This is a genomic window from Glaciecola sp. SC05 (genome assembly GCF_041380235.1).
Lineage (GTDB): Bacteria > Pseudomonadota > Gammaproteobacteria > Enterobacterales > Alteromonadaceae > Glaciecola.
Genome location: NZ_JBGIYY010000006.1, coordinates 1 through 24,339 on the forward strand (window position 1 = coordinate 1; position 24,339 = coordinate 24,339).

The 24,339-nt window shown below is 43.5% G+C and carries 20 protein-coding genes and 1 tRNA gene; 5 read left to right on the top strand and 16 right to left on the bottom strand.

Going from position 1 to position 24,339, the window contains the following annotated elements; translation table 11 throughout:
• The 13 genes from AB9H30_RS06840 to AB9H30_RS06900 all read right to left on the bottom strand — a co-directional run.
• On the bottom strand, positions 1-90 hold a 90-nt coding region (locus AB9H30_RS06840; RefSeq protein ID WP_039573609.1), incomplete at its 3' end, for a GTP-binding protein.
• 64 nt (positions 91-154) lie between these two features.
• Positions 155-2,257 (bottom strand): elongation factor G, encoded by a 2,103-nt coding sequence (gene fusA / locus AB9H30_RS06845; protein ID WP_371193909.1) that lies wholly within the window; start codon positions 2,255-2,257, stop codon positions 155-157.
• Between the two features lie 87 nt (positions 2,258-2,344).
• Positions 2,345-2,815 (bottom strand): 30S ribosomal protein S7, encoded by a 471-nt coding sequence (gene rpsG, locus AB9H30_RS06850; protein ID WP_371193910.1) that lies wholly within the window; start codon positions 2,813-2,815, stop codon positions 2,345-2,347.
• A 73-nt stretch (positions 2,816-2,888) separates the two neighbouring features.
• Positions 2,889-3,263 (bottom strand): 30S ribosomal protein S12, encoded by a 375-nt coding sequence (gene rpsL / locus AB9H30_RS06855; RefSeq protein ID WP_371193911.1) that lies wholly within the window; start codon positions 3,261-3,263, stop codon positions 2,889-2,891.
• 306 nt (positions 3,264-3,569) lie between these two features.
• Positions 3,570-7,781, bottom strand: coding sequence for a DNA-directed RNA polymerase subunit beta' (gene rpoC / locus AB9H30_RS06860; RefSeq protein ID WP_371193912.1), 4,212 nt, complete (start codon positions 7,779-7,781; stop codon positions 3,570-3,572).
• Between the two features lie 75 nt (positions 7,782-7,856).
• A complete protein-coding gene (rpoB, locus tag AB9H30_RS06865) occupies positions 7,857-11,897 on the bottom strand; it encodes a DNA-directed RNA polymerase subunit beta (protein WP_371193913.1) in 4,041 nt (1,346 codons plus the stop codon).
• Between the two features lie 271 nt (positions 11,898-12,168).
• Positions 12,169-12,543: a 50S ribosomal protein L7/L12 gene (gene rplL, locus AB9H30_RS06870; RefSeq protein ID WP_371193914.1), complete on the bottom strand. Its 375-nt coding sequence runs from the start codon at positions 12,541-12,543 to the stop codon at positions 12,169-12,171.
• Positions 12,544-12,596: 53 nt separating this feature from the next.
• Positions 12,597-13,115, bottom strand: coding sequence for a 50S ribosomal protein L10 (gene rplJ / locus AB9H30_RS06875; RefSeq protein ID WP_371193915.1), 519 nt, complete (start codon positions 13,113-13,115; stop codon positions 12,597-12,599).
• 283 nt (positions 13,116-13,398) lie between these two features.
• Complete coding sequence (gene rplA / locus AB9H30_RS06880; protein WP_371193916.1) at positions 13,399-14,103, bottom strand: 50S ribosomal protein L1; 705 nt, start codon at positions 14,101-14,103, stop codon at positions 13,399-13,401.
• Between the two features lie 4 nt (positions 14,104-14,107).
• On the bottom strand, positions 14,108-14,536 hold the full coding sequence (gene rplK / locus AB9H30_RS06885; RefSeq protein WP_371193917.1) for a 50S ribosomal protein L11: 429 nt from the start codon (positions 14,534-14,536) through the stop codon (positions 14,108-14,110).
• Between the two features lie 361 nt (positions 14,537-14,897).
• Entirely contained in the window at positions 14,898-15,434 is a 537-nt protein-coding gene (gene nusG / locus AB9H30_RS06890) for a transcription termination/antitermination protein NusG (RefSeq protein ID WP_371193918.1), read from the bottom strand.
• Positions 15,435-15,437: 3 nt separating this feature from the next.
• Positions 15,438-15,815: a preprotein translocase subunit SecE gene (gene secE / locus AB9H30_RS06895; protein ID WP_371193919.1), complete on the bottom strand. Its 378-nt coding sequence runs from the start codon at positions 15,813-15,815 to the stop codon at positions 15,438-15,440.
• Between the two features lie 70 nt (positions 15,816-15,885).
• Positions 15,886-15,962 (bottom strand) — tRNA-Trp (locus AB9H30_RS06900).
• 314 nt (positions 15,963-16,276) lie between these two features.
• Between AB9H30_RS06900 and AB9H30_RS06905 the strand changes: the two genes are divergently transcribed.
• On the top strand, positions 16,277-16,951 hold the full coding sequence (locus AB9H30_RS06905; protein WP_371193920.1) for a nitroreductase family protein: 675 nt from the start codon (positions 16,277-16,279) through the stop codon (positions 16,949-16,951).
• Positions 16,952-16,976: 25 nt separating this feature from the next.
• Here the strand turns inward: AB9H30_RS06905 and AB9H30_RS06910 are convergent, their stop codons facing one another.
• Positions 16,977-17,537 carry a hypothetical protein gene (locus tag AB9H30_RS06910; RefSeq protein ID WP_371193921.1) on the bottom strand — a complete coding sequence of 187 codons (561 nt, stop codon included), beginning with the start codon at positions 17,535-17,537 and terminating at the stop codon, positions 16,977-16,979.
• A 308-nt stretch (positions 17,538-17,845) separates the two neighbouring features.
• On the opposite strand from AB9H30_RS06910, the gene AB9H30_RS06915 reads away from it, so the two are divergent.
• From AB9H30_RS06915 to AB9H30_RS06925, 3 genes are all read left to right on the top strand, one after another.
• The gene (locus AB9H30_RS06915; protein ID WP_371193922.1) at positions 17,846-18,265 is read left to right on the top strand and encodes a CBS domain-containing protein; all 420 of its coding nucleotides are present in this window, start codon (positions 17,846-17,848) and stop codon (positions 18,263-18,265) included.
• Between the two features lie 159 nt (positions 18,266-18,424).
• Entirely contained in the window at positions 18,425-19,513 is a 1,089-nt protein-coding gene (locus tag AB9H30_RS06920) for a tetratricopeptide repeat protein (protein WP_371193923.1), read from the top strand.
• 149 nt (positions 19,514-19,662) lie between these two features.
• Positions 19,663-21,111 (top strand): diguanylate cyclase, encoded by a 1,449-nt coding sequence (locus AB9H30_RS06925; protein WP_371193924.1) that lies wholly within the window; start codon positions 19,663-19,665, stop codon positions 21,109-21,111.
• A 67-nt stretch (positions 21,112-21,178) separates the two neighbouring features.
• On the opposite strand, the gene AB9H30_RS06930 is transcribed toward AB9H30_RS06925, so the two are convergent.
• Complete coding sequence (locus AB9H30_RS06930) at positions 21,179-23,020, bottom strand: ABC transporter ATP-binding protein (RefSeq protein WP_371193925.1); 1,842 nt, start codon at positions 23,018-23,020, stop codon at positions 21,179-21,181.
• A gap of 229 nt (positions 23,021-23,249) precedes the next feature.
• A complete protein-coding gene (locus tag AB9H30_RS06935; RefSeq protein ID WP_371193926.1) occupies positions 23,250-23,663 on the bottom strand; it encodes an MAPEG family protein in 414 nt (137 codons plus the stop codon).
• Positions 23,664-23,792: 129 nt separating this feature from the next.
• On the opposite strand from AB9H30_RS06935, the gene AB9H30_RS06940 reads away from it, so the two are divergent.
• Positions 23,793-24,314, top strand: a complete 522-nt coding sequence (locus AB9H30_RS06940; RefSeq protein WP_371193927.1) for a rhodanese-like domain-containing protein — start codon at positions 23,793-23,795, stop codon at positions 24,312-24,314.
• Positions 24,315-24,339 lie beyond the last annotated feature (25 nt).

Consider the following 24,339-nt stretch of genomic DNA (forward strand, 5'->3'; position numbering starts at 1 on the left):
TGCTGTTAGCGTCGTTTTACCGTGATCGACGTGACCGATTGTACCAACGTTGACGTGCGGTTTCGTACGTTCAAACTTTGCCTTTGCCATTGCTTTTATTTCCTAAGTTTAACGCCCGTTCCAACATTAGACCGGACCGAATCAAAAATATTAACTACATGCGTGACTCAACAATGGCTTTTATGACATTGTTGGGTGCTTCCGCATAGTTGTGAAATTCCATTGAGTATGACGCACGTCCTTGCGTTGCTGAACGCAAATCGGTGGCATAGCCAAACATCTCAGAAAGTGGCACTTTAGCACGCACAATCTTTATGCCTGCAACGCCTTCTTCCATGCCTTCTATAATACCCCGACGACGATTTAAGTCACCTACTACGTCACCCATCCAATCTTCGGGAGTGGTTACTTCAACCTTCATCATAGGCTCAAGCAACACTGGAGAAGCCTCAACCGCTCCATTTTTGAATCCCATTGAAGCAGCAATTTTAAACGCCATTTCAGAGGAGTCAACATCATGATACGAACCATCGTACAAGGTTACCTTAATATCGAGTACAGGGTAACCTGCTACCACGCCGTTTTGTAACTGTTCTTGTATGCCTTTGTCCACTGCAGGAATAAACTCTTTAGGTACTGAGCCACCCACAATATTGTCAACAAATTCATAACCACCGCCTTCTGGAAGTGGTTCAAGCTTAAGCCATACATGACCAAACTGACCTTTACCGCCAGACTGTCGAATGAACTTACCTTCCACTTCTACCGACTTACGTATAGTCTCTCGGTAAGCGACCTGTGGTTTACCAACTTTACACGATACGCTAAATTCGCGCTTCATGCGTTCAACGATAATATCTAAATGCAGTTCACCCATTCCTGAAATGATTATTTGACCCGTTTCTTCGTCAGTTTTTACTCTGAACGATGGGTCTTCTGCTGCAAGTTTACTTAATGCAATGCCCATTTTCTCTTGATCGGCTTGTGATTTTGGCTCTACCGCAATAGATATCACGGGATCCGGAAAATCCATTCGCTCTAAGGTGATCACATTGTTCACATCACAAAGGGTCTCACCCGTGGTGACATCTTTTAGTCCAATCGCTGCAGCGATGTCTCCAGCGCGAACCTCTTTTAACTCTGCTCGATCATTTGCGTGCATTTGCACCATGCGACCAATACGTTCTTTTTTGCCTTTAATCGGGTTATAAACCGCATCCCCAGTTTTTACAACACCCGAATAACAACGGAAAAACGTTAATGTACCAACAAATGGGTCAGTCGCAATCTTAAACGCAAGTGCCGAAAACGGTTCATCATCATCAGAATGGCGCTCAGCAGGTGTTTCTTTACCATCATCGAGTATACCCGTGATGGCTTTTACTTCAGTAGGCGACGGTAAATAATCGACCACGGCGTCAAGCACCGCCTGTACGCCTTTGTTTTTAAATGCGCTTCCACACGTAGCTAACACAAGTTCGTTGTTTAGCGTGCGTTGACGTAAACCTTGTTTAATCTCAGCCTCAGAAAACTCTTCTCCACCAAGGTACTTTTCCATAAGCTCGTCGTTTGCCTCAGCAGCCGCTTCAATCATATCCGTACGATATTTTTCTGCGCGAGCTTGCTGATCAGCAGGAATGTTCTCGTACACAAAGGTCAAGCCCTTGTCGTCTTCATTCCAGTTAATATATTTCATTTTTATCAAATCAATTACGCCAGTAAAGTTTTCTTCACTGCCTACATTAATTTGAATCGGTACACATGTGGCGCCCAAACGCTTACGAATTTGCCCTACCACTCTTTCAAAATCTGCTCCGGCCCGGTCCATTTTATTCACAAACACAATGCGCGGAACTTCATACTTATCGGCTTGACGCCAAACTGTCTCTGATTGCGGCTCAACACCAGAAGAGCCACAAAACACAACAACCGCACCATCCAAGACTCTCAGCGACCGCTCAACTTCAATAGTAAAGTCAACGTGCCCTGGAGTATCAATAATATTGATGCGATGTTCTTCAAACTGCTTTTCCATTCCCTGCCAAAAGCAGGTGGTCGCAGCAGAGGTAATAGTGATCCCTCTTTCCTGCTCTTGCTCCATCCAATCCATCGTTGCCGCACCATCGTGCACTTCACCAATCTTGTGTGAGATACCCGTGTAAAACAATACACGCTCAGTCGTGGTGGTTTTGCCTGCATCTACGTGCGCAACAATACCAATGTTACGATAGCGTTGTATGGGCGTTTGGCGTGGCATTAATGTCTCTTTTATTGCTTTTTAATGGAAAAACAGTCTGTCTTTTACAGACAGACTGTTGGATATATATGACGTAAAGTCAGAAGCCTACCAGCGATAATGAGCAAACGCTTTGTTAGCTTCAGCCATGCGGTGAACGTCTTCACGTTTTTTCACTGCACTACCTTTATTGTCTTGAGCGTCAATCATTTCAGCTGCAAGTCTTTGCGCCATGGATTTTTCACCACGTTTACGTGCCGCATCTACCATCCAACGCATACCTAATGCATTACGACGAATTGGACGAACTTCTACTGGTACTTGGTAAGTAGAACCACCCACACGACGAGATTTAACCTCAACGGTAGGACGGATGTTGTCTAAAGCATCTTCAAATACTTCTAGGTGTGGTTTGCCGGTTTTTTCAGCAACAATTTCAAGGGCACCGTAAACGATTTTTTCAGCGGTGGACTTCTTGCCGTCTAACATGACAACGTTCATGAATTTTGCAAGTAACTCTGATCCGAACTTAGGATCGGGTAGGATTTTACGTTGACCTACGACTCTTCTTCTTGGCATCTTAATTCTCCGTGGAATTCAGGGGTTTCCCAAAACTCTAAATTAATAGTTTGGCCTTACTAACGGAGAACCGTTAAGACTTAGGCCTTTTCGCGCCGTACTTAGAACGGGCTTGTCTACGATCGCTCACACCAGAACAATCTAATGTTCCACGAACTGTGTGATAACGAACACCTGGTAAATCTTTAACACGACCACCACGAATAAGCACAACACTGTGCTCTTGAAGGTTATGACCTTCACCGCCGATGTACGAAGAAACTTCGAAACCGTTGGTCAAGCGAACACGACATACTTTACGTAACGCAGAGTTCGGCTTCTTTGGAGTGGTAGTATATACGCGAGTACATACACCACGGCGTTGTGGGCAAGCTTGTAAGGCAGCAACGTTCGATTTCTCGACCGGCTTCTTACGGGGCTTACGCACTAACTGGTTAACTGTTGCCATTAACTAGCTCCTGATTAAAACTATAAAACCCGATGCTATTCTCATGAATGCTCGGGTGCGTATGTAAACTGTTGATATACCAAGTTAATATTCAACAACTTACTATTAAATCCGTTTGTGCGTTGACTGACAAAGGCGCTATGTTGGCCTATAAAAAAACCGCGACACATAAGGGATATCCCAAAATTAGGGTCGCGGAATGTTATAGATCAATGCCTAACTTGTCAAGCCAGTCCAAGTACTTACTTTACTTTAAAGCGAGTAAGCACTTGGCCTAGTACACAATCAGACTGGTCTAACAAACGACTATTCGTCGTCCTCAGAATCACCGCCAGCATTCAAGGCTTCAGCAAGCTGAGCCTGTGCTTGGTCAGCAGATACTGAAAGCTCTTGATGCAGGGCAAGATTTTTACGTTCAGCCCGTTGCTGATGATACGCAAAACCTGTACCTGCTGGGATTAAGCGACCTACAATTACGTTCTCTTTGAGTCCGCGTAAATCATCTTCTTTCCCTTGCACTGCAGCTTCAGTAAGTACACGTGTAGTTTCTTGGAATGACGCAGCCGAAATAAACGACTCAGTAGAAAGCGAAGCTTTTGTAATACCTAAGAGCTGTATTTCATAAGATGCGGGTATCTTGCCTTGTTTTTCCATTTCGCGGTTTGCAATTTTCACTGCAGAAACTTCAACCTGCTCGCCTTCTAAGAAGCGAGTATCACCAGCATTGCTGATCATACACTTACGTAGCATTTGGCGTATAACGACTTCGATGTGCTTATCGTTAATTTTTACACCTTGTAAACGATATACTTCTTGTACTTCGTTTACGATGTAGTTAGAAACTGCACTTACACCGCGTAAACGCAAGATGTCATGTGGAGACTCAGGTCCGTCAGATACAACTTCACCTTTCTCAACACTTTCACCTTCAAACACGTTAAGTTGACGCCATTTTGGAATCATCTCTTCGTATGCACCGTTAGCATTAAGGTCCACTAAGCGAGCAGCATCGTTGTCTTTTGGCATAATCGTAAGACGTTTCTTACCTTTGGTTTCTTTACCAAAGCCAATCACACCTGAGATTTCCGCTAATATTGCTGGCTCTTTTGGCTTACGCGCTTCGAACAAATCGGCAACACGTGGAAGACCACCAGTAATGTCGCGAGTTTTTGAACTCTCTTGCGGGATACGCGCTAATACATCACCTTCAACCGCCATCTTGCCATCAGTGGCTTCAATGGTAGTAAAGCTAGGTAAACGAATCTCTTGCAATGTACCGTTTTCACTTTCAAGAATTAGCTTAGGCTCTTTTGCATTTGCCTTAGTTAAGTCTTTCACTACGATACGCGTTAAGCCGGTAAGCTCATCTTGCTGCATTTCAGTGTTTGTATCATCGATATCAGCAAAGGTAATTTTAGATGCGCGCTCTGTCACGATTGGGTGACTATGCGGGTCCCAAGTTGCGACGAGTTCATTAGCCGCAATTTCAGCACCATTATCTACTGATAACGTCGCGCCATATGGCACTTTATAACGTTCTTTTTCACGTCCTTGACCGTCAATAACTGTCAATTCTGTTGAGCGAGAAACGATAACCAGTTTGCCATCTGAGTTACGAACGTGCTTCGCGTTATGTAATTTAAGCGTACCGCCTGTTTTTACTTGAACGCTGTTTTCAGCAGATGCTCTTGATGCTGCACCACCGATGTGGAACGTACGCATGGTAAGCTGTGTACCTGGCTCACCGATAGATTGTGCTGCAATAACACCTACCGCTTCACCTGATCCAACCATGTGACCGCGTGCAAGGTCACGACCGTAACATTGTGCACATACACCATGGTCGTTATCACAGGTGATAACAGAACGAACCATTACAACGTCTACTGAGTTGGCTTCTAGCATATCTACTAGCTGCTCATCTAACAGTACATTACGTTCTACTAACACTTCGTCTTTAGTGCCTGGTTTAATAACGTCAACTGCGACAACACGACCTAGAACACGCTCACGCAATGGCTCAACTACGTCACCACCTTCGATTAACGGCGTCATTTTCACACCTTCGAATGTGCCACAATCAACATTGGTAATAACCAAATCTTGTGCGACATCAACCAAACGTCGAGTCAAGTAACCCGAGTTAGCTGTTTTAAGTGCGGTATCGGCCAAACCTTTACGAGCACCGTGAGTCGAGATGAAGTACTGAAGTACGTTCAAACCTTCACGGAAGTTTGCAGTAATGGGAGTTTCGATGATTGAACCATCTGGTTTAGCCATCAAGCCACGCATACCTGCAAGCTGACGAATCTGAGCGGGGCTACCACGAGCGCCTGAATCGGCCATCATGTATACCGAGTTGAAAGATTTCTGCTCTTCCATCTCGCCGTGTCTATTCATCACTTTTTCGGTCTTCAAGTTGTCCATCATCGCGTTAGCTACTTCATCGTTGGCGCGAGACCAAATATCGATTACTTTGTTGTAGCGTTCACCCGCGGTAACTAAACCAGAGTTAAACTGTTCTTGGATTTCAATAACTTCGGCTTCTGCTGCGTCGATAAGCTCTTTCTTCGCATCAGGAATAACCATGTCGTCGATACCAACTGAAGCACCAGCGATCATCGCATAATGAAAGCCAGAATACATGATTTGGTCGGCTGCAATTACGGTGTCTTTCAAGCCAAGCGTACGGTAGCATTCGTTAAGCAATTTAGAGATTTGCTTTTTACCCATCGCTTGGTTGATGATTTCAAAAGGTAAGCCTTTCGGTAAAATCAAAGAGAAAATCGCACGACCAACCGTTGTATCAATGATTGACCTTTTTTCGTGTTTGTTGCCGTCGGCATCAACATCGTATTCTGTAATACGAACTTTCACGCGTGCGTGTAATTCAGCAGTATCGGTGCGATATGCTTTTTCGGCTTCGTGCGGGCTGGTAAATACCATGCCTTCGCCTTTACCGTTTACGCGGTCACGAGTGAGATAGTACAAACCTAATACAACATCCTGTGAAGGAACAATAATAGGTTCGCCGTTAGCCGGTGATAAGATGTTATTGGTAGACATCATCAATGCGCGAGCTTCAAGCTGGGCTTCGATGGTTAATGGTACGTGAACCGCCATTTGGTCACCATCGAAGTCGGCGTTGTAGGCCGCACATACTAATGGGTGTAATTGAATAGCTTTACCTTCAATTAGGGTTGGTTCAAACGCTTGTATACCCAGTCTGTGAAGCGTAGGTGCACGGTTAAGTAACACTGGATGTTCACGAATAACTTCGTCGAGAACGTCCCATACTTCCGGTGCTTCACGCTCAACTAATTTCTTAGCCGCTTTAATAGTAGTGGCAAGACCACGGGCTTCTAACTTTCCGTAAATGAATGGCTTGAATAACTCAAGTGCCATTTTTTTCGGCAGACCACATTGATGCAAGCGTAAAGTAGGACCAACAGTAATTACTGAGCGGCCTGAGTAATCAACACGCTTACCTAGTAAGTTTTGACGGAAACGACCTTGCTTACCTTTGATCATATCGGCAAGTGATTTGAGAGGACGTTTGTTAGAGCCGGTGATTGCGCGACCGCGACGGCCATTATCAAGCAAGGCATCAACTGCTTCTTGCAGCATACGTTTTTCGTTACGTACGATAATATCTGGCGCAGCAAGGTCTAATAAACGCTTCAAACGGTTATTACGGTTGATTACTCGGCGGTACAAATCATTTAGATCTGAAGTTGCAAAACGTCCACCGTCTAGGGGTACTAAAGGGCGTAACTCTGGCGGCAATACCGGTAAAACGGTTAAAATCATCCACTCTGGCTTGTTACCAGACTGCTGGAACGACTCTAATAATTTTAGACGTTTGGTAATTTTCTTACGCTTGGTTTCAGAGGTTACGCTTGGCAACTCTTCACGCATTGACGCTACGTCAGACTCAACATTAAGGTCTTTAAGTAGTTCAAATACTGCTTCTGCACCCATTTTCGCTTCAAAATCATCACCGTGCTCTTCTAGTGAATCAAGGTATTCTTCTTCATTTAGAAGCTGACCTTGCAAAAGCTCTGTCATACCAGGTTCAGTTACAACATATGATTCAAAATAAAGTACACGTTCAATATCACGAAGCGTCATATCGAGCATTAGACCAATGCGAGACGGAAGTGATTTTAGGAACCAAATGTGGGCAACTGGGCTTGCTAGGTCAATGTGACCCATACGCTCACGGCGCACCTTAGTAAGGGTAACTTCAACGCCACATTTTTCGCAAATAACACCGCGATGCTTTAAGCGCTTATACTTACCACAAAGACATTCGTAATCTTTTACTGGGCCGAATATGCGCGCACAAAAAAGACCATCACGCTCAGGCTTGAACGTACGGTAGTTAATAGTTTCAGGCTTTTTCACCTCACCGAATGACCACGATCGGATCATATCTGGCGATGCAAGACCGATTTTGATGTTATCAAATTCTTCAGTCTTGTTTTGTTGTTTAATAAACTTTAATAAGTCTTTCACATATCTCTCCCGACAGAGTCTGGAAACAGCCCAGCGGCTTTAATAGAGCGCGCTGGGCCAAGCTGTCATTTTGCTCTAACGATTATTTGTCTGTTCTTCAAGTTCGATGTTAATACCCAACGAACGGATTTCTTTCAACAACACGTTGAACGATTCTGGCATGCCAGGCTCCATTCTATGGTCGCCGTCTACGATGTTTTTATACATCTTAGTACGGCCGTTAACGTCGTCTGATTTCACAGTAAGCATCTCTTGCAAGGTATATGCAGCACCATAAGCTTCTAGTGCCCACACTTCCATCTCTCCGAAGCGCTGACCACCAAATTGTGCTTTACCACCTAGCGGTTGCTGTGTAACCAAGCTATAAGAGCCTGTCGAACGTGCGTGCATTTTGTCATCCACTAAGTGGTTGAGTTTGAGCATGTACATATAACCAACAGTTACAGGACGCTCAAATGCACGGCCAGTACGACCATCAAACAAGGTAATTTGACCTGACTCTGGAATGTCAGCCAATTTTAACATTTGCTTAATTTCTTCTTCACGGGCGCCATCAAATACTGGTGTAGCAATGGGGACACCTTTACGAAGATTTTCAGCAAGACGTTTGATTTCATCGTCAGTAAAGCTATCTAAGTCTACTTTCTGATGTGACTCGCCTAGGTTGTACACTTCTTTTAAGAAGCTACGAAGCTTAGCCACTTCTTGTTGCTCTTTGACCATACGGTCAATTTTCACACCAAGACCGTGAGCAGCCATACCTAAATGCGTTTCAAGTATCTGACCGATGTTCATTCGTGATGGAACGCCTAATGGGTTCAACACGATATCAACTGGCGTGCCGTCAGCATCATAAGGCATGTCTTCTACAGGTTGAATTGCAGAGATAACACCTTTGTTGCCATGGCGGCCGGCCATTTTATCACCGGGCTGGATACTACGTTTAACCGCTAGATAAACCTTAACAATTTTCAATACGCCAGGCGCTAAGTCATCACCTTGGGTGATTTTGCGACGCTTGGTTTCAAATTTCTTATCAAAGTCGTTTTTGATTTCAGAGTGCTGCTCAGCGGCTTGGTCTAGCTCCGTCTGCGCATCATCGTCTTTCAGCGGAATATCAAACCATTTTTCACGTGGCATACTGTCAAGTTTTGCTTGGTCAATACCTGACTTAAGCAACAAGGTATGCGCACGAGCAAAGATGCCGTCAGCCAAAATACCAAATTCATCACCTAAATCTTTCTTAACCTGACGCAACTGCATTTCTTCAATTTCTACAGCACGCTTGTCTTTCTCTACGCCATCTCGAGTAAATACCTGAACGTCGATAACCGTACCCGTTACGCTGTTTGGTACACGTAAAGAGGTGTCTTTAACGTCAGACGCTTTCTCACCGAATATGGCTCTTAATAGTTTTTCTTCTGGCGTAAGCTGGGTCTCACCTTTTGGCGTTACCTTGCCTACTAAAATATCGCCGCCTTTTACTTCAGCGCCAATATACACAACACCAGATTCATCCAACTTACCAAGGGCAGATTCACCCACATTTGGAATATCAGAACTGATTTCTTCAGGACCAAGCTTAGTATCGCGAGCGATACAGCTTAATTCTTGAATGTGTATAGTAGTAAAGCGATCTTCTTGAGCAACGCGCTCAGAAATAAGGATTGAATCCTCGAAGTTATAACCATTCCAAGGCATGAACGCGATACGCATATTCTGACCAAGTGCAAGTTCACCCATATCAGTTGACGGACCGTCGGCCAGCACGTCTCCTGCTACTACTGGTTCACCGACGTTACAAGTTGGACGTTGGTTAATACAAGTATTTTGGTTTGAACGGGTATACTTAGTAAGATTATAAATGTCGATACCGGCTTCGCCTGGTGTCATTTCATTATCATTTACTTTCACCACGATGCGGCTTGCGTCAACATAGTCGACTGAACCACCACGTTTAGCGACAACCGTTACGCCAGAGTCGACTGCAACAATCTTCTCCATACCCGTACCCACTAGCGGCTTATCAGCACGCAAAGTTGGAACGGCTTGACGTTGCATGTTCGAGCCCATCAATGCACGGTTTGCATCATCGTGTTCTAGGAACGGGATGATACTCGCGGCAATGGAAACGATTTGCTGGGGTGAAACATCCATGAACGTGATGTCTTCGCGCTGAACCAATGTAGTTTCACCGCGCAGACGACATGGAATCAAGTCTTCTACTAAGCCATTGTTTTTATCGAGCAGCACGTTTGCTTGTGCAATCGCATACTGACCTTCTTCAATAGCAGATAAATATTCGATATCGTCAGTAACGACACCGTTTACAATTTTACGATATGGGGTTTCTAAGAAACCAAAATCATTAGTACGTGCAAAACTAGCCAATGAGTTGATCAAACCAATGTTTGGACCCTCTGGCGTTTCGATTGGGCATACACGACCGTAATGAGTCGGATGCACATCTCGTACTTCAAAGCCTGCACGTTCACGAGTCAAACCACCTGGGCCTAATGCAGAAATACGACGCTTGTGCGTGACTTCTGATAGCGGGTTGTTTTGATCCATAAACTGAGATAGTTGGCTTGAACCAAAGAATTCTTTAACCGCAGCCGAAATCGGCTTCGCGTTAATTAAGTCTTGTGGCATGACGTTGTCTAAATCGCCTAAGCTCAAACGCTCCTTAACGGCTCGTTCGACACGGACTAAACCAACTCTAAACTGGTTTTCAGCCATCTCACCTACCGAACGAATACGGCGGTTACCAAGGTGATCGATGTCATCAACTTCATCTTTACCATCACGGATGGTAATAAGTTGCTGCATAACTGAAACGATATCGTCTTTGTCTAAGGTACCAGCGCCAGTAGAGATTTCGCGACCTAAACGACGATTAAACTTCATTCGGCCAACCGCTGACAGATCATAGCGGTCCTCTGAAAAGAATAAGTTATCGAATAAGTTTTCTGCGGCATCTTTCGTGGGTGGTTCACCCGGACGCATCATACGGTAAATTTCAACGAGCGCTTCTAAACGATTGCTAGTTGGATCCACGCGAATGGTATCAGAGATATACGAGCCATGATCGAGTTCGTTAATATAAAGGGTATTGAATTCATTGATTCCAGCAACTTTCAAACCTTCTAGAATTTCTAGCGTGATCTCGTCATTCGCATTTGTAATGACTTCGCCGGTCTCTTCATTGACATAAGTAGAGGCAATTACTTTACCGAGCAAGTACTCTGCCGGCACCGGTAACTCTTTTACTTTTGCTTTTTCGAGCGCACGAGTATGACGCGCAGATATTCTGCGACCTTCTTCTACGATGACTTCACCCTTTTTATCAAGGATGTCGAATTGTGCTGTTTCACCGCGTAAACGGTCAGGCACAACTTCCATCATGAAGTTTTCTTCGTGGATGCGAACAGATACTTTTTCGAAGAAGAAATCGAGGATTTCTTCGGTACCCATTTCAAGCGCTCGCAATATAATAGTTGCAGGCAACTTTCTGCGACGGTCAATCCGCACAAATAAGTTATCTTTAGGATCAAACTCAAAGTCTAACCATGAACCACGGTAAGGAATAACCCGAGCGTTATACAATACTTTGCCTGAGCTATGTGTTTTGCCTTTATCGTGATCGAAGAAAACACCAGGAGAACGGTGTAACTGAGATACGATAACACGCTCAGTACCATTTATAACGAAGGTCCCATTTTGTGTCATTAGGGGAATTTCACCCATGTACACTTCTTGTTCTTTGATATCCTTTACGGTACCAGGGGCTGCTTCTTTATCAAACAATACGAGCCGCAATTTCACACGCAGCGGTGCTGAGTATGTAACACCACGGATCTGACATTCTTTAACGTCAAATACTGGCTCACCTAACCGGTAAGACACGTACTGAAGTTCAGAATTACCAGAATAACTCTTTATTGGAAACACTGAACGGAATGCAGACTCTAAGCCATACTGGCCTTCCACATCGAGTTCAATAAATTTCTTAAATGAATCTAGTTGTATTGATAGAAGGTATGGAATTTCCAATACCTGAGGGCGCTTGCCAAAATCCTTACGGATACGTTTCTTTTCACTATAAGAGTAAACCATGGGTTCCTCAGCCGACTGATTTTAGACCCAACCTGCTACACCACTACATTTTGTGTAACAAACTTCCAGTACCCTTTTAGGGACTTTGCTTAAGAATAAACCATAACAGCCGATAATGCTGTAAGGAAATCATAAACTTATGCACATTCCCCGCACTTTTTTCAATTATAAATAAAGGGTGAAATTTTATAATTGATATAGCGCAAAAAGGCTGATGGTTAAAAACCATCAGCCTAAGCCTAATAAAGGCCAGCTAAATAATTAATACTAATTACTTAACTTCAACTTCAGCGCCAGCTTCTTCAAGCGTCTTCTTCAGTTCGTCTGCTTCTGCTTTAGCAACGCCTTCTTTAATCGCTTTAGGTGCAGACTCTACCACGTCTTTAGCTTCTTTCAAGCCAAGACCAGTAGCTGCACGTACAGCTTTGATTACAGCAACTTTGTTAGCGCCGAAAGAAGTAAGAATTACGTCGAATTCTGTTTGTTCTTCAGCTGCTTCTGCTGCTGCCGCTGGACCAGCTGCTACAGCTACTGCTGCTGCTGCCGACACACCGAATTTTTCTTCAGCTGCTTCAATCAATTCTACTAAGTCCATTACTGGCATCTCAGCGATTGCGTTCAATATATCTTCTTTTGTTAGAGCCATTTCTCTAAACTCCTGGGTATAATGTTAAAAATTCAAATTGCCAAAAACGCCAATTATTTGGTGTCTTTGACCGCCGCCAATACGCGTACAAACTTGGATGGAATTTCGTTGATTGTTTGAACGAATTTGCCAACCGGTGCTTTGAAGGTAGCAAGTAGTTGTGCTAATGCTTCGTCTCTGGTAGGTAATGATGCTACTGCGTCCAACTTCTCAGGACCCATTAGACCGTTACCAATTGTTAACGCAGTTACATTTAATTTATTGTTACCCTTCGCGAAGTCTTTAAACAAACGCGCTGCTGCACCAGGTGCATCGATAGAGAAACCGTAAATTAACGGACCAGTTAACGCAGGATCGATATCAGCAAACTTACTGTCGGCTAAAGCTCGTTTTGCTAAGGTGTTACGAATAACTCGTAAATATACACCTTGCTCGCGGGCTTTAACACGTAGAGCAGTAAGTTCTCCTACTCCCATACCACGGTATTCAGCGACGGCAACGGATAGTGCACGAGAAGCAACGTCGGATATCTCCGCTACGATCTCTTTCTTAGCTACTAAGCCTAATGCCACTGCTTTCACCTCTTAAAATCTGATAGCTCTTTGGTCACCCAATTGTGACTGTCAAAACCATCAGGGTTTACAGATTGATATCAACCCAATAGCTGCTGATACCGCTCTACGGTGTACATTCCCAGAGAGTCTGAGTTATACCACCGTCTGCGCAGGCGATTAATTAAGCGGGTCATTGAGTGCGGGAGTTCTCTTACCTCTCCTGCTGACCTGCACCTGCGGTCTAGGACGGGAGTTGATGCGTTTAACCGCATCGACTCCAACCCATAACCTTTACAGAGAATTAGCCTTTAGGTTGACTGATTGACCCTTGGTCTAAGGTCACACCTGCACCCATAGTGGTGCTAAGGCTTACTTTTGAAATATAGGTACCTTTAGCTGAAGACGGCTTAGCTTTTCTAAGTGCTTCTAATAACGACTCAAGGTTTTCTTTAATTGCAGTTGGTTCAAACGCGATCTTACCAATACTGGCATGAATAATACCGTTTTTATCATTGCGGTATCTTACCTGACCTGCTTTTGCATTTTTTACAGCAGTTGCTACGTCTGGCGTTACCGTACCCGTTTTAGGGTTAGGCATTAAGCCACGTGGGCCTAAGATTTGACCTAATTGGCCAACCACACGCATTGCGTCTGGGCTAGCTACTACTACGTCAAAGTTCATTTCGCCTTTTTTCACTAGCTCGGCTAGGTCATCCATACCAACGATGTCTGCACCAGCTGCTTTAGCGGCTTCAGCGTTTGCGCCTTGAGTAAACACTGCTACACGCACATCTTTACCTGTGCCGTTTGGAAGCACAGTTGCGCCACGAACGTTTTGGTCAGATTTACGTGCATCAATACCAAGATTAACTGATACATCGATGCTCTCTGCAAATTTTACTGTCGCAAATTCTTTCAATAGTGCAACAGCTTCTTCAAATGCGTATTCTTTAGTTGAATCAACTTTTTCGTTGATAGCGCGCATGCGCTTGCTTAATTTAGCCACGTTCTTAGCCCTCTACCTTTAAGCCCATGCTGCGAGCAGAACCCGCAATCGTGTTAACAGCCGCGTCTAAACTTGCTGCAGTAAGATCTGGTTCTTTCGCTTTCGCTATTTCTTCTAATTGCGCGCGAGTCACTGAACCAACTTTCTCGGTATTCGGACGACCAGAACCACTCTTCACGCCGGCAGCTTTTAATAATAAAAATGATGCAGGTGGAGTTTTAGTTTCGAAGGTAAAAGAACGATCTTCGTACACAGTAATCACAACTGGTACTGGAGAACCTTTCTCTAATGATTCTGTTTTTGCGTTAAACGCTTTACAGAATTCCATGATATTTACACCGTGTTGACCAAGTGCTGGACCAACGGGCGGCGAAGGATTAGCAGCGCCTGCTTTGACCTGTAGCTTGATTAAGCCAGAGACTTTCTTTGCCATGTTTTTAATGCTCTCTAAGTTGCGGGTTAAACGCCTAATAGATAAAGAGAATATCTATTTCGTCGGCTTCCCATCCATAAAAAAGGGCGCAAAGTATAGGCTTTTTGATATTCCATAGCAAGCGCTTATTTAGCGAAAAGGATGGTTTAAAGGGGTTTTATCATGATTTTTGTAATTACGCTTAATTTATAGGCGTATAAACACCTAAACACTCGCGTAATCTGACTTAGGTGTTGTGGATCTAATACCTCATTGCTGAACCGACCTCTTTTGAGGTTGTGACCTTAATAAATATCTAATTTCAACCTTATTTTGAGCACAAAAAAACCAGCCTTAGCTGGTCTTTTAAGCATGCAGTCAACTAGCCTTTTTCGACTTGACCAAACTCTAATTCAACCGGAGTTGAACGTCCAAAAATCAATACAGAGACTTTCAAGCGGCTCTTCTCGTAGTCAACTTCTTCAACTACGCCATTGAAATCTGCAAAAGGACCATCTGTCACGCGCACCACTTCGCCGGCTTCGAAAAGCGTTTTCGGCTTCGGTTTGTCTACCGACTCTTCTAATCTGTTTAAGATAGCATCAGCTTCAGTCTGAGTAATCGGCATTGGGCGATCAGACGTACCACCAATAAAACCAAGTACACGCGGAATACTTTTTACTAGATGCCATGAGTCTTCGTTCATTTCCATTTGGACTAACACGTAGCCTGGAAAAAATTTGCGTTCTGACCGACGTTTTTGTCCGGCCCGCATTTCAACGATTTCTTCGGTAGGTACTAAAATCTCACCAAAGTAATCTTCCATGTTGTGCATCTTGATATATTCTTCAAGGGTTTTCTTCACGCGGCCTTCATACTGAGAAAAGGCTTGCACTACGTACCATTTTTTATCTGCCATAGCTTATGCTCCGATACCCGTTACTAAACCAATGCCCCAAACAAGCACCATGTCGATTAAATACAGCATCAAACCAACGACCGCAGTTGCAAACAGTATAATTAAGGTCATACGTACCACTTCTTGACGCGATGGCCATACGACCTTGCGTACTTCCATGCGCGCATCTTTCGCGAAGGTTAAAAAGCTTTGACCTTTCAAGGTAGTAGCTGCAATACCTAAAGCAATTACAACAACCGCAACGGCGACTAGCGCACGATATAAAACAGAAACTTCTTCATAGGTTTCGTAGCCATATACAAGGCCACCTAACAGTACTGCTACCACTATCCATTTAAACATGTCTAGTGGATTTGATGTGTTTTCTGCCTTTTCACTCATTCGTGTTACCTTCGCGACACACTGCATCTGAATTGCTGCAATGCTAGAAATCTATTTTGTTCAATCAGAGTGGCAGGGGTGGAGGGACTCGAACCCCCAACCATCGGTTTTGGAGACCGCTGTTCTACCAATTCGAACTACACCCCTAAACTCTGATCACTATTCTATAGTTACACTACCCTTGTGAAGTTGTGAGTCTTGTGGGAATCGTCAGCGTCATAAGGGAGGGAGGCGTATTATACTTATCCATTCAAATGATACAAGCTAAAAACCTTGTATAAGCGCCAATATTGACAATTAGCCACATCCATACAGATTTTGAGTAAAAAATCCTATTAATCTGAGCATGAAATAAGAACATATATACAGTAAGATGAGGCTAGCGCAATCTGTATGATTACTTCGTTAAAATAAGGCCAAAGTCGCTAGTTCCAAAACATATAAATAAAAACGGACACGCCATGCAACCACATGAACAATATCCTCTAAGTGATTTTATCGAATATCCACAAGAACAGATGCGCGCTCGATCTTTAGCATTTTATGAGGATATCAAACGTCGCCACAGCATTCGCAAATTTAGTGATAGGCCGGTTTCGCAAGACATCATTGAAAACTGTATCAAAGCAGCCGGCACTGCGCCCAATGGCGCAAATCATCAACCATGGCATTTTGCGGCAATACAATCTGCTGACGTTAAGCGGCAGGTACGTGAACAAGCGGAAGTACACGAACAACGATTCTATGAAGGCTCAGCGGGTGATCAATGGCTAGATGCTTTAAAACCTTTAGGTACAGATGCGCAGAAGCCGTATTTAGAGCATGCACCTTGGTTAATTGCAATATTTAGTCAGAAAAAAGGGGGAGTTGAAGAAGGGCAAAAGCAACAAAATTATTATATTCACGAATCGGTCGGCATCGCTACCGGCTTTTTAATTACCGCACTGCATCATGCCGGTTTGGCTACCTTAACTCATACGCCAAAACCCATGAGTTTTTTGTCCAAAATTTGCCAGCGGCCAGACGATGAGCGACCCTACATGCTTTTAGTTACCGGCTACCCAGCAGAAGATGCCAGCGTGCCAGCGCATGCTTTGAAAAAAAAATCATTAGAGCAAATATGCAGCATTTTGTAATGTGTTTTAGTTTATGCAGGAATGTTTAATATCCGCTCGCATATATAGGTGCGGTTCCAAGAACCTTACCATCTTGCATGATGATAATCGCGGGGAAAAAAGCCGCGTAGTTTGCATTTTGCGCGAGGTCTGAAACCCAAACTAAATGATTGCCGTTTTTAAGCTTGCCTTTGTACTGGATTTGGATAGATGTTTGGTCGTTCTCAAAGGTTAACATCGACTTTTCTAGCCACAGCTGAAAACCCGCACCAGAGAGAGCACTTTGTTTGAATACACCAGCCGACAGGGATGTAGGTATATCGCGTAACATCAACCCGTGAAAAATCCTTCGCATCGTAGACTCCGAATCAAGATCCTCAGTCAAATCGATTGCTAAACTACATACCAAATAATCTGCGGATACTCGTTTATTGGCAACACTCTCACCCACTTTAAACACCGACCGCATTTGTTCATAATCATGACAACTACTTACTTCCAGCCCATTTTCTAAAATCAATGGAGGCATTTTTTCTACATATTTTGGTGCGTTATTGCACCCAGAAATAGCGAGCAGCAATAGCACACTTAGGTAGCTACGCTTCATATCAATACACCCTTACAGAAAAGCGTTTATCTGTATAAATACTTTGCCAAACATTTGCTTGTTGCATGTGTATCCCGTGAATAAATTACAGTAAATTTTTTCAGCATTTCTATCTTGATATTAGCAGATTGTTCTAAACAGCACTCACTGCTATTTGCTATCAATCGACTTTAATCGTCTTGACTTTATCTTGTGAGGAATTTACAACTGCATACTTATGATTATAAGTTTGCGATTTAGGCATACCGGTCTACGCTTAAGGCTAAAAATATTAACCCTCTGCTGAGCAAAGCTAACAAGGAACTACAATGGAATCTTTAAAGGTCGCAGACCACATGAACCGACGAGCGGTCAAACTTCTCATCGACATGCCGGTAGCGGAAGCAGTTGAAGCACTGCTAGTTGGTAAACAGTCGGGGGCGCCGGTTGTCGACGATAGAAATAAAGTCGTGGGGTTTCTATCTGAACAAGACTGTCTGAGTCAAATGATCACGTCAAGCTATTATCGCGAACAAGTATGCAGGGTCAAAGATGTCATGCAAACTAAAGTGCTTTCAGTAAAAGGCTATGACTCCGTGCTCGAGCTTGCACAAACCATGTTAAAAGAAAAGCCCAAAATATACCCGGTAGTTGACGACAACGCCTGTCTATTGGGTTCTATCAATCGTTCAGAAGTTCTCAATGCTATCGATATGCAGCTTCGTGATGGTTATAAAAAGCGCCCCTAGGGCATCACCCCTTCGCCTGACATAAATAGACTGATGTGTAGCAGTTGCCTTTGTTATAAAAAAGCACCTTGTGACTTTTAGCCTATTTCATTCATCAAACAAACTGTCATAATGATTGTCATGGGTTAAGTGAATCAATCAGGACAGGAACTTTTGTTAATGCAGGCATTCACTGTTTCACAGATCAAATACTGCTGCTTAGCAGTGCTTTTAATTGCTTTGAGTACGTCAGTCTATGCGAAAAATAGCACGCTTATTGGCAACATAGAACACCTCGATAGCCTGTATAAACAACAAAACTATAAAGCGGTAATTAATAATCTAAAGCAAGTCGCAAAAGCTGACATGAGCGCTGATCATTACCGTTATCTAATCTACAGCTACGCAGAAACAGATTTGGACGCTGCTGAGCGCGTAGCTGAACAAGCCATAAGTGCACTACCAAATGAACCCGATGTCTATCTAATGCACGCCAGCATTATGGGCTCTCAAGCGAGCAACTCTATATTCAGTGCACTTAGCTATGCTCAAAAAGCGGTGAACAGTTTAAATAAAGCGATTGAGCTCGCCCCAAATTCAATTGAGTATCGAGAAGCACTGGTCAGTTTTCATCTAAATGCCCCTTCGATTGCCGGAGGCGACACCGATATCGCGTTACAACAAATTAAAATAATTGAAGGCATGGACGTCATTCAGGGCAAGGTAAATTTAGCGTGGTATTACCGGACCATTGACAATGTCCCTGCTTCATTAGCAGTTTTACAGCAAGCTAATTTAGATGTTCCCAACAATATCAGTGTGCTTAACGCATTAGCGAGTCACTACTTGTCTGAAGATAACTTTGAAAAAGCTATTGATGCCTTCATTGAACTGGCCGCGATTGATTTAATACGACGACCATTTGAAGACGAAATCGGTGTGCTCGAAGCCTATGACGAATCGCGTTATCGCCAGTTAAACGCGCACTACCAAATCGGACGCATTGCACTTTTGGGCAACACCAGACTTGATGAAGGGATTAGCCATATGCAAATATTTATCGATACCCTGCAAAACCCCGATGCCATTGGCGTGATGGATACCGCGGGCTTGCCTTCAATAAACTGGGCATATTTACGATTGAGTGGCCTGCTCCTCGCAAACAATGAAAAAGTGAAGTCCATTGACGCCTTTAAGCGCATCGACTTAGACAAAAACGACAATAGCATGGCCAAAATACACAGCAAATTAAAAAAGCAGTTCAAATAATTACCTCTAACACTATACTTTAGACGAATTTCATTGAGCGATGATTACATTTACTATTGCGCGGCTTTATCACAAGCTGTTTACATTATTTTCTAGAGGCAATACTATTGCTATGTATTCAGTAAATCATCGCCTTGAAAGGACGCATCGTGGCCTCAAATCAGAACCAATCAAAAAGATCGCTTGTTATAAGCATAGCGGTGTTTATCGTGATAGCGGTTTCTGGCTATTTAACGATTGCTGACCTGGCAGGCAAACAAAGTCAGCAGCAGCAACAGTCAATATCACCAGTCTTTGCACTAATAGAGCGTGAATTATTAAATCCTTTGCAAATTGCCACAACGCTTTCAAAAGTCGGTGTCTATGACGAATATTTCTTAAGCGAAAATCCTGATCAAGCTCCCTTAATGGCACAGTTAAAAAAGTATGAAGATAAATTTAAACTGCCCTTCTATCTCGCTCATGAAAAATCACGCAAACAATTTAATTCTGACGGACGAGTATTTGATCTCATTGAGGGTGAGGTGATCTGGTACTTCGCGCTAAAAGAACAGAACGATTATCCCGTGCAGGCTGTGCTCGGTAAACGTGAAGACGTGCATTTGTTTATTGACGTTAGACAATATGATGACGAAGGCGAATTCATCGGTTTTGTGGGCGTCGGAAAATCCTTGGGCGACTTTTTGGGCTCGTTCCAGCAGTTTCGCAGCCAATATGGGCATGAGTTTGTATTTGTTAATAACAACGAAGAAATTGTTTTATCCTCATTGAGTGACCTATCACCGGAACAAGCAGATGACGCGACTGCTAGAATTGGTATTAAAAGCACAAGTGATATTTCATGGTTTGAGGAGTTCACACAAAAATCGGCCAATAACTCCGAGCCCAGCGTTATCGTTAGTGATGTTCAGGGCGATCTCCTCGTATCCAAACTGAATTTAGAAAGTTTAAATTGGAGTTTGTACATACTCACGCCTTTGAATGTTCGTCAAAATGAAGTTAACTTGTCGTTCACTATGTATATTGCGGTAGGTCTGTTTTTAGCAGTGATTGGCTATAAACTACTGTATCGTATAATCGATATTTATCTTAGCCGACTTAGCCGCAATAAAAATAAAGATGAACTAACGAACCTTGCAAATAGAGACCATGCGCGAGTTTTCTTTAATCGTGTGCGCAAACATGAACGTCAAATTGCAATCATCATCGCTGATATAGACGATTTCAAAAAGTTAAATGCCTCATTTGGCCACAGCAAAGGAGATGAGGTACTCAAGGCAGTATCTGAAATTTTTGCGGAACAAATTAGAAGCCAAGACCTTTTAGTTCGTTGGGGGGGAGAAGAATTTGCGTTCATTCTGCCCGAAACCACAAACGCCGAAGCGGCCGTTTTTGCTGAAGGATGCAGAAAGCTCTTAGAACGGACACCGATCCAAATCGATCAACACCCCACCAGTGTAACCGCTAGCTTCGGGTATTGTGCCTCTCGTGATTATTCGGACAGTTTAGACATCATGGTTGAAAAAGCAGACAGAGCCATGTTCGTTTCGAAAGGCAAGGGGAAGAATCGAGTCTCTACCCTTTGCGAAGATAACTAAGCTGATTAAAGCTGCGTCATAACACAGCCTTCTTGCCCCCTATCTGGACTATCATGCTAACTATCGACTATTCGACGCCAATAAACCCGCCTGTCTGATGCGCCCAAAGTTTGGCATAAATACCACCTTTTGCTAATAATTCAGCATGCGAGCCCGATTCAATAATTTTGCCGTCATCCAAAACCAGCAGTCGGTCCATTTGCGCAATCGTTGAAAGCCTATGCGCTATTGCAAGCACCGTCTTACTTTCCATTATTTTTATCAAGCACTCTTGGATCGCTGCCTCTACCTCAGAGTCTAAGGCTGAAGTTGCTTCGTCCAAGATTAGAATAGGCGCATCTTTGAGCATCACTCGCGCAATCGCAATGCGTTGACGTTGGCCCCCTGACAGTTTTACGCCTCTTTCGCCAACATGTGCGTCATAGCCAGTGCGTCCTTTGCTATCGCTGAGCGTCATAATAAAATCGTGCGCCTCGGCTTGCTTGGCTGCATTGATCATTTGTTCATCAGTGGCATCCATACGGCCATATAATATGTTGTCCCGCACGGAGCGATGCATCAATGAAGTATCTTGGGTAACCATACTAATTTGTGAGCGTAAACTTTCTTGGGTAAGGTCTGTAATACTTTGCCCATCAATACTTATTGTCCCACTTTGGATGTCATAAAAACGCAGCAGTAGATTTACTAAGGTCGATTTACCCGCTCCAGAACGCCCGACTAAACCGACCTTTTGACCGGCAGGGATGACAATATTCAGCTCATCAAACACAGCGATAAGCTCATCCCCTTTGCCCGCATAGGCAAAATTGACGTCTTCAAATGATATTGCGCCACCGCTAACAATTAATTCCTTAGCGTTGTCTTTATCCACTATTGACGCCGCTACGCCTAAAGAGTCGATACCATCTTGAACGGTGCCAATATTTTCAAACAACGAAGATACTTCCCACATGATCCATTGCGACATGCCATTTAGGCGTAAACTAAGGCTTACCGCAATCGCAATATCGCCAGGAGTAACGATGCCAGCGATCCATAAATACACTGAAAGTGCAGCGATGCTAAATACTAACAGAGCATTGCTGAGCCAAACACATGATTGCAGCACGGTGACTAAGCGCATCTGTGGATAAACCGTTTGCAAAAAGCCGTCCATCCCTTCTTTTGCGTAGTTTTCTTCGCGCTTGTGGTGGCTGAATAACTTTACCGTCATAATATTGGTGTAGCTATCGACCACCCTACCGACCATGATCGAGCGCGCATCAGCTTGCTTTTGTGACACTTGTTTTAGACGCGGCAACAAAGCTCTCAAAATTATGATGTAAACCACCAACCAAATTAGTAACGGCATAGCCAAACGCCAGTCTGTAGCGAATACTAGCGCAACCACTGAAATAAAGTAGACGCTAACATACACCGCCAAATTCATAATTTTAGTGACTGTTTCGCGCACAGAAAGGGCCGTTTGCATCACTTTTGTTGCCGCCCTGCCCGCAAACTCATCTTGATAAAAAGATAAGCTTTGGCCGAGTAAATACCGATGAGCCATCCAACGAATACGCATCGGATAATTACCCATAATAGATTGATGAGTGATCATGGACTCCAAAATAACCAACATTGGCAATGCCACTAATACCAATATAGACATTCCAATAAGCGACCATTTTTCTTGCGCTAGAAAGGTCTTTGGATCACTTTCAGCAAACCAATCAACAAACTGTCCCATAAATCCAAATAACGAAACCTCGAGCATGGCGACCAAGGCGCTTAAAACGGAGACTGCAATGAGCACCGGCCACATACCTTTGGAGTAATACTTACAGAAGGCAAAAAGGGTTTTTGGGGGTTGCGTTGGATACTCTGCCGGGAACGGCTGCGTTAACTTTTCAAAGAATGAAAACATGAACTCTCTATTGCTTGATTGAATCTAACTATTAAAAACTAAGCGGCAGTCTACCATATACCACTATAACATTTTGTAACGAATGGCCGTTATTGTGCAGCTCAACTCTGGAGGAAAAAACCTATTTATCGCTTAAAGTTATGCGCACAACAAATGCCAGCGCTCTGCATATATCGCATGTAAAAAGGGCCATCAAAACCCAGCTCTGTGAGCTTTGCTACTGCCTTTTTTACATGAACTTTTCGAGTAACTTCACAATCCAATATCCGCATATAGCAAACTGCACTAAGAAAAATACAAAGCGAACACTGATTGCAATATTGCTGATAGAGACAATATGCACTAAAGACTGCAACACGCGGGCACCCAATAACACAAATGCTAATCCATTGGTGATGGTGCTTGAATCGGTCGCTAAAGCAAGCAGTAAGATACCGCCAATAAATGGAAAACACTCTACACAATTTAGATGTGCTCGGGTCAAGCGCTGCCCGATATCACCTACATCGCTACCATCAGCCTTAAATACTAAGGACTTTCGTTTCTGCATTTGTGAAAATACACTGCGATATGTTGCTAATGCCAGTAACAACAGCATTACCCAAAAAATATACCCTGTTAAAGCTAAAATAGTTGCGTTCATGTTTGTTCCTTTTTTGAATGGCTGGCAAATCTTTGTTAAGCATCGTATTTTTTAACCCATCTTGCAATCAAAGGTTTATAATGTGGCCAGTCGCAATTTAGCTTAACCCGAATAACCTGAGAGAATTATATGTTGTATAAAGAAGTGACGGCGCAGCAAGCAAAGCAAATACTAGAGGCTGAAAACGCCATATTAATTGACGTTCGAGAGCCTGCAGAACATGCTTCTAAACATATTCCACAGTCACTTCTTCACCCGGTTGGGAAAATAAGTGACGCCGATATAAAAGACAAACAGCAAACCCTAATGATTTATTGTCAAAAAGGTATGAGAGGCAAAAAAGCGTGTGAAAAGCTCACCTCCGAAAATGCTGAACTTAAGGTATTTAATATCATCGGTGGTATCGAAGCTTGGGAAAGTGCCGGCTTAACAACGCAAAGCACCGGTGCCAAGCTGATGCCGCTAGATCGTCAAGTACAAGTTAGTATTGGCGTATTATTGGTAGTGTTTAGCTTGCTCTCGTTGTTTGTTTCAAATAGCTTTGGATGGGCAACCGCGTTTATTGGCGTGGGATTGTTTATAGCCGGTAGCACAGGGTTTTGCGGACTCGGTCGTATCATTGCAATGATGCCGTGGAACCAACGTACTTAATCGCCATAAAATGTAGCGCTAAGCA

Excerpts from the sequence above, each read along its gene's own strand:
- fusA (WP_371193909.1), bottom strand. The coding sequence starts at position 2,257 with ATGCCACGCCAAACGCCCATACAACGCTATCGTAACATTGGTATTGTT.
- rpsG (WP_371193910.1), bottom strand. The coding sequence starts at position 2,815 with ATGCCAAGAAGAAGAGTCGTAGGTCAACGTAAAATCCTACCCGATCCT.
- rpsL (WP_371193911.1), bottom strand. The coding sequence starts at position 3,263 with ATGGCAACAGTTAACCAGTTAGTGCGTAAGCCCCGTAAGAAGCCGGTC.
- rpoB (WP_371193913.1), bottom strand. The coding sequence starts at position 11,897 with ATGGTTTACTCTTATAGTGAAAAGAAACGTATCCGTAAGGATTTTGGC.
- rplL (WP_371193914.1), bottom strand. The coding sequence starts at position 12,543 with ATGGCTCTAACAAAAGAAGATATATTGAACGCAATCGCTGAGATGCCA.
- rplK (WP_371193917.1), bottom strand. The coding sequence starts at position 14,536 with ATGGCAAAGAAAGTCTCTGGCTTAATCAAGCTACAGGTCAAAGCAGGC.
- nusG (WP_371193918.1), bottom strand. The coding sequence starts at position 15,434 with ATGGCAGATAAAAAATGGTACGTAGTGCAAGCCTTTTCTCAGTATGAA.
- secE (WP_371193919.1), bottom strand. The coding sequence starts at position 15,815 with ATGAGTGAAAAGGCAGAAAACACATCAAATCCACTAGACATGTTTAAA.
- AB9H30_RS06905 (WP_371193920.1), top strand. The coding sequence starts at position 16,277 with ATGCAACCACATGAACAATATCCTCTAAGTGATTTTATCGAATATCCA.
- AB9H30_RS06910 (WP_371193921.1), bottom strand. The coding sequence starts at position 17,537 with ATGAAGCGTAGCTACCTAAGTGTGCTATTGCTGCTCGCTATTTCTGGG.
- AB9H30_RS06915 (WP_371193922.1), top strand. The coding sequence starts at position 17,846 with ATGGAATCTTTAAAGGTCGCAGACCACATGAACCGACGAGCGGTCAAA.
- AB9H30_RS06920 (WP_371193923.1), top strand. The coding sequence starts at position 18,425 with ATGCAGGCATTCACTGTTTCACAGATCAAATACTGCTGCTTAGCAGTG.
- AB9H30_RS06930 (WP_371193925.1), bottom strand. The coding sequence starts at position 23,020 with ATGTTTTCATTCTTTGAAAAGTTAACGCAGCCGTTCCCGGCAGAGTAT.
- AB9H30_RS06935 (WP_371193926.1), bottom strand. The coding sequence starts at position 23,663 with ATGAACGCAACTATTTTAGCTTTAACAGGGTATATTTTTTGGGTAATG.
- AB9H30_RS06940 (WP_371193927.1), top strand. The coding sequence starts at position 23,793 with ATGTTGTATAAAGAAGTGACGGCGCAGCAAGCAAAGCAAATACTAGAG.